At 37.6% G+C, this 12,399-nt stretch carries 11 protein-coding genes; 2 read left to right on the forward strand and 9 right to left on the reverse strand.

Annotation, left to right across the window (positions count from 1 at the left end):
* Positions 1 to 46 precede the first annotated feature (46 nt).
* From AC625_RS18610 to AC625_RS18625, 4 genes are all read right to left on the reverse strand, one after another.
* The gene (locus AC625_RS18610) at positions 47 to 994 is read right to left on the reverse strand and encodes a VanW family protein (RefSeq protein ID WP_049682655.1); all 948 of its coding nucleotides are present in this window, start codon (positions 992 to 994) and stop codon (positions 47 to 49) included.
* 411 nt (positions 995 to 1,405) lie between these two features.
* On the reverse strand, positions 1,406 to 1,936 hold the full coding sequence (lepB, locus tag AC625_RS18615) for a signal peptidase I (protein ID WP_049682656.1): 531 nt from the start codon (positions 1,934 to 1,936) through the stop codon (positions 1,406 to 1,408).
* A 294-nt stretch (positions 1,937 to 2,230) separates the two neighbouring features.
* Positions 2,231 to 3,673 (reverse strand): DEAD/DEAH box helicase, encoded by a 1,443-nt coding sequence (locus AC625_RS18620; RefSeq protein WP_049682657.1) that lies wholly within the window; start codon positions 3,671 to 3,673, stop codon positions 2,231 to 2,233.
* A gap of 361 nt (positions 3,674 to 4,034) precedes the next feature.
* Positions 4,035 to 4,469, reverse strand: a complete 435-nt coding sequence (locus AC625_RS18625) for a DUF4064 domain-containing protein (protein WP_049682658.1) — start codon at positions 4,467 to 4,469, stop codon at positions 4,035 to 4,037.
* A 323-nt stretch (positions 4,470 to 4,792) separates the two neighbouring features.
* Here AC625_RS18625 and AC625_RS18630 point away from each other — a divergent pair, with 323 nt between their 5' ends.
* Positions 4,793 to 5,215, forward strand: a complete 423-nt coding sequence (locus AC625_RS18630) for a VOC family protein (RefSeq protein ID WP_049682659.1) — start codon at positions 4,793 to 4,795, stop codon at positions 5,213 to 5,215.
* 149 nt (positions 5,216 to 5,364) lie between these two features.
* Here the strand turns inward: AC625_RS18630 and AC625_RS18635 are convergent, their stop codons facing one another.
* The 4 genes from AC625_RS18635 to AC625_RS18650 all read right to left on the reverse strand — a co-directional run bounded on the left by AC625_RS18635 (position 5,365) and on the right by AC625_RS18650 (position 10,955).
* Positions 5,365 to 6,075, reverse strand: coding sequence for a DsbA family oxidoreductase (locus tag AC625_RS18635; RefSeq protein ID WP_049682660.1), 711 nt, complete (start codon positions 6,073 to 6,075; stop codon positions 5,365 to 5,367).
* 481 nt (positions 6,076 to 6,556) lie between these two features.
* A complete protein-coding gene (gene coaA, locus AC625_RS18640; RefSeq protein ID WP_049682661.1) occupies positions 6,557 to 7,507 on the reverse strand; it encodes a type I pantothenate kinase in 951 nt (316 codons plus the stop codon).
* Positions 7,508 to 8,084: 577 nt separating this feature from the next.
* Entirely contained in the window at positions 8,085 to 9,281 is a 1,197-nt protein-coding gene (locus AC625_RS18645; protein ID WP_049682662.1) for a GTP-binding protein, read from the reverse strand.
* Between the two features lie 384 nt (positions 9,282 to 9,665).
* A complete protein-coding gene (locus AC625_RS18650) occupies positions 9,666 to 10,955 on the reverse strand; it encodes a M48 family metallopeptidase (RefSeq protein ID WP_049682663.1) in 1,290 nt (429 codons plus the stop codon).
* A gap of 352 nt (positions 10,956 to 11,307) precedes the next feature.
* Here AC625_RS18650 and AC625_RS18655 point away from each other — a divergent pair, with 352 nt between their 5' ends.
* On the forward strand, positions 11,308 to 11,529 hold the full coding sequence (locus AC625_RS18655) for a DeoR family transcriptional regulator (protein ID WP_049682664.1): 222 nt from the start codon (positions 11,308 to 11,310) through the stop codon (positions 11,527 to 11,529).
* 123 nt (positions 11,530 to 11,652) lie between these two features.
* Here AC625_RS18655 and AC625_RS18660 read toward each other — a convergent pair whose 3' ends face one another.
* Positions 11,653 to 12,369, reverse strand: a complete 717-nt coding sequence (locus tag AC625_RS18660) for a pseudouridine synthase (RefSeq protein WP_049682665.1) — start codon at positions 12,367 to 12,369, stop codon at positions 11,653 to 11,655.
* Between the last annotated feature and the right edge of the window lie 30 nt (positions 12,370 to 12,399).

Below are 12,399 nucleotides of genomic sequence, written 5' to 3' on the forward strand. Positions count from 1 at the left end.
TTGAATTTTGATGTTAACCGATGTTCTACAATCTCTCACTTTATACTCAGCCTTTTTTTGCAACAGATTGGTCGGCTGCTCGTACTTGGACTTCAAGCGTTCCATTTTTTGTATCCACTATGGCCTTAATCATAACAGGAAAGTCTTTATTATTTAAAAACTTAAAGTCCTTTCCTCCATACGCTACGGTAGCGTCACGATCTACCGGAACATAGGAAACACCCAGCGAATGGTGGTGCAGCTCTACAATTTCTAGGCCTAACTTGTCTATAGCATTGTAGAGTGTACTAGATGTCTGGCAAATTCCACCGCCAATTCCTTCTACCATTTCCTTGTTCACAATTTCCATAGCTTTTTGGTAGCCTCTTTCAGCAGTAGCTTCACCGACAACTAAATTATAATAAAACCTGTCTCCAGGACCTAATATGACCCCATCAATCTCCTTAGCGGATAAAACAATATTGGTCGTTCTTCCTTTAATAGAAGCATTGAAGTGGGTCTTATAAGAGGCTAGCACATCTTGATTCACATTTGCAGCCGCTTCAGCCGTTATATTAGGCGCACTTTCCGTAATAGGTACTTCAATTTCTCTTTGAAAAAATGTAACATTCTGTAGCATTGTTACAAAGGCTGCCTTATCTACCACGACTCTGTTACTGCCTGCTTTCATTGTCCCATCAGAATTTAGTCGGGCCGGGACCATAGGCTGATCGTATTTCTGTTCCAATTCACGGGCAAGACTCGCTGCTTTTTCTTCACTATTAAATGAAGAAGGTTTTATTTTTTGTATTTCTCTTCCATCTCTCGAATCAATCAATGTTATTTCCTGTTCGACCCATTCTTTCTTAGAAAGCAGAAGTCCATGCTTCGTATGCTGACCAACGCCTTGAACTTCACTAGGCTTTACATGAGTAGCTGCTTCTCCATGCTTTACGTGCAGAACCAATCCCCCGACCATTGCAATTACCGCAAACAGCACAAGATATTTTTTCAATTTTCCCCCACCTATTTCCCCCAGATTTTCTCTTCTATTTATTACTAGACTATTACTTTTCTAACATTTTTATTAAAAAACACCTGATTTATTTCCAATTGTAACCTGTTAATTCCTTTTCGGCAATGATATATTATCCGTTTTTATCAAGTAAAACGACAAAACTTTTCTAGTTCTTTAGCAAGCAGAACCATAGAGTATATTCCTTATTGGCGCAGGATATGATCGTTACATTCTTATAATACGAAAATCTCAAATGTGAAGTGATGAATGGGTTTAACTAACACTAAAGCATCACGTCTTTTAGAGATGGACTTATGAAAATTCAGCACAAGCAAAGAAAAAGGGTCTGACCTCACTACCTGTATATAGGTAGTGAGGTCAGACCCTTTTCAGACATCCTCATTTGTCTTACTTTATTAATTTAATTTCTTTCACCGGCCAATAGACAAAGCTTGCTTTTCCGACGACTTGATCAATGGAAATGGTGCCAATTTCCCTGCTATCGAGGCTATTTTGACGGTTATCTCCCATGACGAATAATTGACCTTCTGGAACGGTTTCATCCAAGGTGAAATCCCATGTCAATACTCCGTCCGTCATTTGTTTGTATTCATTTAAATAGGGTTCTTCTACAGGTTTGTCATTGACATACAAAACATCGTTTTCATATTTAATTCGATCACCTGGAAGTCCAATGACCCGTTTAATATAATCCTTTTTTTCAGTCGCATGAAAAACGACAACATCAAACCGATGAATGTCTTCAATATCGGTTCCCATTTTATTTAGCACAACACGCTCATGATTGTGTAATGTGGGCATCATCGACTCACCGTCTACGATAATTGGAGCAAATATAAAGGTACGAATAGCAAATGCAAGTAAAACGGCGATTAATATAGCCTTTACCCATGAAAATATCTCTTTGCGCTCTTCCAAATTCTTTTCCCCTCTTTCTTAAAAACCCTGACTTATTTATACCTCAAAACATCTACAGAAATCCAATATTTATTATTCCCAATACGCATATCGCACTCTTATGTTTTTAATTTCCATTTTCACTTTATTTGGCTGACAATTTGTTCTCTTGCTTCCCTTTAACAAATATAGCATTAATTGAGTCGATATTCGATAAGGTTAGTTGCATCTAATTTTTCAACCACCTCATAACAAAAAGGTCAGACACCACAACCACTTGTGCGAGGCCCGACCCTTTTTTTAAAACCTTCTTTGTTATTTCCTTTTTGCTTCATTTACCTTTAGTTGTTTCCCTTTAATTGTCGTATCTTTCATCACCCGCAAAACTTGCGGACCTTTTCCATTTAAGATTTCAACATAGGATACATGGTCCTCAATGGTGATAATCCCAATATCATCAGCAGATACACCGCTAATTTTTGCAATGGTTCCAACAAAGTCGACTGCCCGTAACTTCTTTTTCTTGCCACCATTAAAATAGAGTTTCATGATTCCTTTATTTAATGTGTCTGCTTTATCTTTCTTCAACACTGGTTGAGCATTCATTTTCATTTCGAAAGCTGCTTGCTTACCGGCAACCTCATCGTCGGATGGGGCCTTTCTTTTTTCAATTTCAAAACCGATATATGCTTCAATATCTGCTAAAAATCGATCTTCAAAAGGCGTGACAAATGTGATCGCCTGCCCTGTTTTCCCAGCACGCCCTGTTCTTCCAGTACGGTGGACATATCCTTCTTTTTCCAATGGAAGATCATAGTTGATTACATGTGTAATGCTATCAATATCAATTCCTCTTGCTGCCACATCAGTTGCAATTAAATAACGGAATTCCCCTCTACGATAATCATTCATGACAGCCAAACGATCTTCCTGCACCATCCCTCCGTGAATTTTATCACAGTCATAATCCAAATCGGTCAACTCATCAACTAACTGATCGACGCGGTCTTTCGTTCGGCAGAAAATAATACAGCTATCTGGATTTTCTACAACCGTTATATCTTGAAGAAGTTTAAATTTCTCCTGTTCGTTAACTTCGATAACGGTATGATGGATTGTATTTGTCGTGAGGCCTGTTGCCTTAATCTCAATATCACTTGGTTTATTCATATATTTATGCGTCATGTTCTTAATACTTTCCGGCAGTGTTGCGGAGAAAAGAAGGGTTACACGATTTCTTGGTAGCGCCTGAATAATCGCTTCTACTTGGTCAATGAAACCCATATTCAACATCTCATCTGCTTCATCTATCACAAGATAAGTTAGTTTATCTAAAGCAATTGTCCCTCGTTCAATATGATCAAGCACCCTGCCAGGCGTCCCTACAACAATATGGCTCTTTTGCTTTAACTCAGCTTGTTGCTTTGCAAATGGTTGCTTACCATAAACTGCGGTCGCTTTAATTCGTTTGAAACGGCCAATGTTTATAATATCTTCTTTCACTTGAACCGCTAACTCTCGCGTCGGAGTCAAGACAAGTGCTTGTGGCTTGTTTTCATTCCAATCCACTTTTTCACAAATAGGAATTCCGTATGAAGCCGTCTTCCCACTCCCTGTCTGTGATTTCACAACAAGATCTTTATTTTCAAGCACTAGCGGAATCACTTTGCTTTGAACTTCTGTGGGAGCCGTGAAATTCATACTCGTTAACGCTTTTACTATTTCATCACTTAATCTATATTCTTTAAAACTTTTCATCAGTTTGCCTCATTTATTATGAATTTTTATTATGTTTCCCATTTGTCCAAGCTTTCATTATACGCGAAATATAGAAGCAAAAGGGTATTTGGGTTAAATAATTGATTTCACGCTTATGTTTAAAAGTGATCGTATTGCTTGGACACATTAAATGCCAAAATTGTTTAGTGTCGTGCAATTTTTTCTACACTTTACTTTACAAATCTTTATTCGAATCATGAAGTTAAAGCACAACTTCGAAAGTGCCCAAGAAGGCGGCCGCCTTCCCTTAGACAATATTTCCCAATCCAGAAGCAATGAAAAAAAGGGTGGTCTCAAAGCAAGGGCCAGGCCCTTATGAGACACCCTCCTATAAATTCTTTCACACCGTTACATATGGATCTTTTTCTATATTTTTCGGTTTACGAACGAGGCACATGATTCCAGCAATCAGGAATAAAATTGCCTGAAGCAATCCTAAACCGACCGATAACAAGCCAACGAGCACAGCCGTTATGATGAAGAAAACTCCAGCCATCGTCTGACGCTCACTTTTTAGAATGAAAATAGAAACAAGACCAAGCACAATGCCAATTCCTGATGCAACTATAATCATCCAGCCAAACCCTCCGATAGCATCCATTACCATAGAGAAATCTTCCATTGTAATGGTTGGATCATTGGTTAACTCCCCTTCTATTGCTTGTCTAATTCCATCATTTTGCTTCAAAGCTATAAAGAAAATCCCGATAAAAGTCAGTATTATTGAAAGTAGAATTCCAACAATTGCTAGTATATACTCACCTGTACGCTTCAAATTAATCCCCCCTAAATTAATCACTCAACTTCATTCTGAATCATTATCGACCTATGGCAATATTGAGAACCAAGCCTATTAAAAATACCCAATACTTCTCTAGAAACCTTGTAGGATAAAAAAGTGCTCGTCTCGAGTAAAACCAATTGAAGAAATCATCTCAAATGAATAGGCTCTTTTCTCCTTTTATGGTACTAGATTTATTACGATTCACGCAATCAAAATTGCTCCTCATTAATCATTTAAGAAGAGGCAATATCATTGTGCTTAGTTAGTCAATGGCATGTGCTACTATAGGAATAGATTTAAACTTGGAGGTTTATATGGATAAAAAAATTGATCATATTGGGATAGCTGTACGTGACTTAGGAAATAGTATTGATTTTTACCTGAGGGTGTTAGGTGGGCAATTAATAGATCGTTACAAAAGTGAGGTGATTGGTGTAGAAAGTGAAATTGCAATAATTGAATTAAACGGGGAAAGAATCGAACTGCTTGCACCAACAAACAACACGACTTCTCCGATTGCCCGATTCATTAAGCAAAAAGGCAAAGGCGTTCATCATATTGCTTATCGAGTTGAAGATTTGGATGAAGCTTTACTCGAACTGAAACAACAAGGCATTCGGATTTTGGAAAACTCCTTACGTATCAACAAACATGGCAGAAGACTTATCTATTTAAATCCAGCTGATACTGAAGGAACCATTATTGAATATTGTGATTATCCGAATCAAACGGATTAATTCATAACTTTTAAAAAAAGTATAAAACGAAAAGAAGTTGACCTCACACTCTATACGTCGTTTATAGTGTCACTTACACGTCATATAAGCGATATATAGTAGACGGGAGGTCTAACATTTTCGTACCTATTCATTTCTATTAAATGTGATCACTTTTCGGGAACAGCACAAGAACCATCACTGCAACTATTATCCGTTGAAGCTTCATTTAAGATTTGCAGTGGATTTTCTTCAGCCCAAACCTTATTTAATGTTTCTAAAAACAATTCGGTCGGTTGCGCACCAGAAACGCCGTATTTTCGATTAATAACGAAAAATGGTACCCCTGAAATTCCCAATTGACTTCCTTCATGTTCATCTGCCCTTACTTCTTCAGTGAATTGATCACCCGCAAGCATGTCAGTTACTTCTGTTTTATCCAGACCGACTTGTTCAGCAAGTAAAGCAAGTGTTTCTTGATTCCCGATATGCTGGGATTCTGTAAAGTACGCATGAAATAGCCTCTCGTTCATCTCTTTTTCTTTTCCTTTTGCAAAAGCAAATTGCATCAACCGATGCGCATCAAATGTATTGGTAGGTATCATCGTATCAAAGTGATAGTCTAATCCTTCTCCTTTTGCTTGGCTTATTACATTGGCACTCATTTCTTTCGCTTGTTCAACTGATGTACCATATTTTTTTGCCAGCATTTCGTGAATATTCATCCCCGTATCTCTTTTGGCATGTGGATCTAATTCAAAGCTTTTAAATTCAACCTCTACTTCTGATTGATGTGCGAATTGGGACATTGCTTTTTCAAAACGGCGTTTGCCAATATAGCAAAACGGACATTGATAATCAGACCATACTTCAACTTTCATGGTGGTACCTCCTAGATGTTATTTTTTACTGAAGATTTGCCCGTGCAAGCTGTTAGCACGGCTTTAGACACGGGATAATAGTGAGGTCACATACGGAGTACCACTAAAACCCAAGGTGTGTGATACTTTAAGTATTTGAAAAATACAACGACAATTATATAATATCCCTATCTAGGATGTTTCTTGAAAACTGAAAATAGGGAGTTGTGTTAGGAAAAACGTCTGTCATGTAAAATTTTCAACGTTCAACATATCGTCATCTTAAATGACAACCCTATAAAAAGTATCGTCGATTGAACGGCGTAGTCGGCACCGACCTTGCCCCTTAAGTGAAATTCTTTCAAGTATTGCTCACCACTGCCATTTCTTATGGAAGATAGTAAGTGAGATGTTTGTGAGAAAGAACCCCTTCGGCTTTAGCCATGGGAGTGGTCAGCAGTCATCTATACGTTTCCTTTCTTCTCTCTTATAAAAAGTCGGCTTAAATCTTCCGCAACTTAATGGTACGAATATCATGAGTGGCAGCCTTTGTTAGAATTAAATCAGCTCGCGTCTTAGTCGGCTCAATATTATGAAGCAGATTTACTTTATTAATCCGATTCCAAATATCCGCAGCAACAATGCAAGCTTCACCATCGGAAAGAGACGCATAACGATGGAAGTAAGACTTCGGATTGTGAAAAGCTGTTTCCTTTAGTTTCATGAACCTGTCTATATACCATTCCTTCAAATCTTCCTCCACTGCATCCACATAAATGGATAAGTCAAAGAAGTCTGAGACAAATACACTTGGTAATGACTGATCCTGAAGTATAGGGGTTTGCAACACATTTATTCCTTCTACAATCACGATATCTGGCTGATCGATGATCTCATTTTGACCTGGCAGGACATCATAATACAAATGTGAATAAACTGGTGCTGAAATGGTTGGAGCGCCTGATTTTAACTGTGCCAGAAATTTTATAAGTTCACGAATATCATAGCTTTCTGGAAATCCCTTTCTTTGCATTAACCCCTTTTGCTCCAATACGGAGTTCGGAAAAAGGAAGCCATCTGTTGTTACAATTTCAACCTTTGGATGATTATGCCATTTCGAGAGCAAAGCTTTAATTATTCTTGATGTCGTACTTTTCCCAACCGCAACACTACCCGCAATCCCGATAATATAAGGTATTTTACGGGTGTTTTTTCCAAAAAAGGTATCAGTTACAGAGTGAAGCTGCTGAGAAGCCGTCGCATATAAATTAATAAGCCTCGCTAACGGAACGTAAATATTTGTAACTTCATCCATTGATATATTTTCATTGATTCCTTGTAATTCTTCTAACTCATCTGCTGTCAATGTCATCGGTGTGTTAAAACGTAATCTTGCCCATTCCTCTTTGGTAAATGTCATATAAGGAGAATAACTATTCATGGTTGTAATCATCACAGGCCCCTTTTAATTCAAATCATTGAAAACGTCTACATCTTCTGTTTTTATTAATCCCTATTTTAGTTAATTTCCATTAAGAATGAAAGGGAAAAGATAAATATCTTTAAAAACCAACATAAAATCCCACCTTAAAACCATTAGGATGAATTACGGTGGAATTTACAATATTACCGAATCATGAAAAGATACTAACTTAATATTTTTTGAAATAGGTATCTATAAAATAGAATAAAACTAAAACAGACTTGCCACTTATTGAACAAGTCTGTTTTAGTTTCTATATACCATGAACGATCGATACCCCTCTTTTTTGGGATTCTCCAGGCCATTACCTGTAATTACGACTGAAAAATACGAGGTCAGAGCAAAATCAAGGGACACGTAAAGAGATCATTTCGAGCTGAAATCAAGATTGCGCGCCGGAACCTGAAATTCACAAACCAAAGCCGTTTTTTTCGATCTGAAGTGAAAATAAAAACGAAAATCTTTCGTACAACATTTAATACAGTATTAAATCATAATTATTAAGATTTACAAAATATGACTTCATATCATTTCCTAGTTCTTTTACTTATTGCTGAGTCAGCTGCCAGACAAACGGGTCCTTAAGTTTACTCCATTCATCATTGAACTCATCTGGCGTAAGTAAGCATTTATCCAATTCGTTTGTAATCATTTCAACATTTAACTCCATCCCTATGAACACTAGTTTCGTATGACGGTCTCCGAATTCTTCATCCCATGTTTCATTCAAACCTGGATTTTGTCGTAAGATTTCTTCCTGTTGCGATATTGACAAAGAGGCTACCCAATAGGAGATTGGCTCAATACTTACAGATGGACCGGCTTGTGATAGTAGCAAGGCTACGTTATTTCTGCTTGCACACCAGGCAATTCCTTTTGCACGTACAATTTGAATGGGCATCGATCCGGCCCATTTATTAAATCTTTCTGAATGGAAAGGAAATTTTCTTTCATATACGAAAGATACTATTCCATATTCTTCCGTTTCGGGCGTATGTTGTGCAGGTCCTAGATTAAGCTCCTTTAACCAACCTGCCGCGGCACTTGCTTTGTCAAAATCAAACAACCCCGTGTTCATAATTTCTTTCGGTTGAACTGTACAGTTAACAGAACGAATAATCTTCGCTTGAGGCTGAAGCGTTCTTATAACTCTTTCTAGTTTTTCTAAATCTTCAGGTGCAACTAAATCACATTTATTCAAAATAAGAACATCACAAAATTCAATTTGGTCAATTAATAAATCGGCGATATTTCGAACGTCGTCTTCTCCCACCGCTTCTTTACGATCAAGCAGTGAATCACCTGATTCGAAATCATGCCAAAATCGATTCGCATCGACTACCGTTACCATTGTATCCAGTTTACAGAATCTGGTTAAATCAATCCCCAGTTCTTCATCAATATAGGAGAATGTCTGAGCAACTGGAATAGGCTCGCTAATCCCAGAGGATTCAATTAATATGTAGTCAACATCACCTTGTCTTGCTAACTTTTCCACTTCAACAAGCAAGTCTTCACGCAATGTACAGCAAATGCAACCATTGGACATTTCCACTAACTTCTCTTCTGTTCGAGAAAAACCGCCTTGCTTTTGCACTAATTCACTATCAATATTCACTTCACTCATATCATTTACGATGACGGCAACTTTAAGTCCCTCACGGTTATGTAAAATATGATTGAGCAATGTTGTTTTACCTGCTCCTAAATAGCCACTTAGTACTGTAACTGGTATTTTTTCCATTCGAATCTTCCTTTCTAAATTTTTTCTGATTACAAGTAATCTTTAATAGAAATACACTTATTCACAAAAGTTGTAGTCTATTATCTGAGATAAACACACCAATATGAGCACGTTGCGAACCAAATTTAAGGTTTACGTGCCGCTTTAAGCACTTTTCGAGCCGGATTTGAGTTTTTCACGCCAGAATGAGTACTTTTCGAGCCGGATTTACGATTTTCTCGTCACCAAATGGTAACTAAGTACTTAATTTCCATCTCATCCACGTTACAAATCGTAATTATTACGTTTTGTAAGTCATAACAAAATTAGCATATTTTATTTTAATATGCAAGACCTTTTAATAAAAAAGACTTCTCTCCAATTAAAGAAAGAAGTCTTTTCCAATTATTTATTAAAAAGTTCGATTAATTCTTTGTTTTGTAAGTCCTGCGCATAATCCATAGCCGATAAGCCTTCCATATCTTTTATGGCTGGATCAGCACCATACTCAAGAAGTAATGCAACTAGTTCCACATTTTCTAAATAAGCTGCAAGATTCAGCGGTGTCGTGGCATACGAGTCTAATAAATCAACAGTTGCACCCTTTTCCAGCAGTATTTTAGCTGTTTCGGTATTTTCACTGGACACTGCTAGATGAAGTGCACTTTGGCCGTAATCGTCGGTCTCATTCATATCTGCACCATCTGCAAGAAGCGAAAGCATAATCTCCGTGTCATTTTCTGAGACTGCGATCATAAGCGGTGTATAGCCTTCCATTCCAGAGTCTTCTTGGAACATAGCAGCAAAATCACTATTCGAAAGAGAATCGATCGCTGAAGCAATACCGACCCCTGCTGCAATAGGCAGAGCTGCAAATAGCAGGATACTGAGGCTAATCCCTAATATGACAGTTGTTTTTTTCTCTTTAATTAGTTCCTTTTCTTCCGGAAATGACCAATTATCCAACGCATTTAAGCGCTTTGGAAGGTGAGGGTGTGTGGAGAGCTTTTCGCTTAACCAAGCAAAAAATCCCGACTCTTCGCGAATTTGATTCACAAAGGCATCCTGATTTACTTTCGGAGCCAGTTTCTTTCCGATGGCAAGCATAGTAAGAGCCCGCTTAGATGCTTCAATATTCTTTACATGATAAGCCGCATAGCGGTCACATGTATATTCACAAGCGCGCATATACGCCTCGCCAATTAGTGGAATAAACATTGCAGGAAGAACAAGCATATGCACCAACACATGTCTTCGCTTAATATGAGCGAATTCGTGAGCAAGCACGAACATCAGCTCATCTTCCTTTCCTTCTTCTGTCAAATCAAATAGCTCGGAATAAATAACAACCATATTTTTCCCAAAAAAACGAGTGGCGAACGCATTCAACATCCCCGAAGACTCCAACACGTACATAGTGGGTATCTTCATATCCATCTCTTTCGCAAGTAATTCTGCTTTTTCATAAACGCCAGAAAATTGTATTTCACTAATCCGAACGCCATTACGACGAATATGGGCCATCGATAAGCCATGGACAAATAATGACAATAAAATGAGCGCTCCAACAATCACAATTCCAATAATGCTAACGGCTAAAAATACATACATCATAATACTAAAAATCATTGTGAAAATAAAATACACTTTCTCTTTCCGGTAAACAAGATCATTTCTAAATCTTTCTTCTAGCAACCCTTTTCCCCCTATTAACAATAATTGAATACATTGGAATTATACCTAGTAATTCACATAGAACCAATCAGTATTTCCCCCAAAAAAGCGATTGAAGATGAATAAAATAAGAATACACGCATAGATTAACGATGAAAAGTAAAATTTTTGTAAATTCCATAGTTTTTTTCTAGAATTTCAATGAATAAAGAGGTAGAATAAAGACAAATGACAACTTGAATTTTGCGTCATGTTTCAGGGGAGTTTTTTAGGATGGGTAAAGCAAGTACATAGTGGCAGTTGAAATGCTGTCCATCATATCGGTTGTTTTCATTTGTATTGATGCTAATGAAAAAGAATAAGGAGTGATTTTTTGAAACCTTCAACAAATCGCATGTTAACCCGTATTAAATCCGTTTATATGTTTATTAGTAATAACGGTACGGTTTCTACTCAGGACCTTGTAGAAGAATTTGGCATCACTCCTCGAACAATACAGCGCGATTTAAATGTGTTAGCTTATAACGACTTAGTCAAAAGCCCAAGCCGCGGACTATGGACCACAACAAGCAAAAAAGTAAAGTTGTCATCTTAAAGCTAAATCTGCAGTTTTTTAAAGATTTTTCACCATGAATTTACAAGTTAAAGAAATATAAGAATCGTACCCATCTACTAGAAATGAGGCCGACTCATACAGTCCGCCTCATTTTTTTGCCTATTATTGTTGTCCTGTCCGTAAAGCCCCAAGTTCATCATCGGTCAATTCACGATATTCTCCAAGTTCAAGTCCTTCATCCAGCGCAAGGCTCCCCATCGAAATACGCTTCAGATAGACAACCCGTTTGCCCACTGCTTCAAACATCCTTTTTACTTGATGAAATTTCCCTTCCATAATCGTTAATTCAATATCAGAAGTAAGTCCTGATTTTAAAATTTTCAACTCTCCTGGCTTCGTATGATAGCCATCATCCAGTGTTACACCTTTACTGAATTCCTCAATATCACTCTCCGTCACTTCACTGTTAATGACTGCGAAATACGTTTTCGGGACATGTTTTTTTGGGGAAAGCAACTGGTGAGCGAGCTGGCCATCATTTGTAATCAAAAGTAACCCTTCTGTATCCTTGTCCAAACGACCAACAGGAAAGGGCTCCATTGCTGCATCCTCTGGTTCAAGTATATCAATGACCGTTTCCTGAAAATTATCTTCCGTAGCAGAAATAAGTCCTTGTGGTTTATTCATCATCAAATAAATGAACTCTCTATATACCACTTGTTCGTTATGTACCGTTACATGATCCACTTCTGGGTCAACATGTGCCTTCGCATCTTTCACAACTTGCTCATTCACGATGACAGCGCCTGATTTAAGCAAACTTTTCACTTCTTTTCGGCTACCATATCCGACATTTGCTAATAATTTATCAATTCTCATAAGTTCCTCCGGTACTATTTGTTCTTGCAT

The organism is Peribacillus loiseleuriae (assembly GCF_001183985.1).
GTDB classification, from domain to species: Bacteria; Bacillota; Bacilli; order Bacillales; family DSM-1321; genus Peribacillus; species Peribacillus loiseleuriae.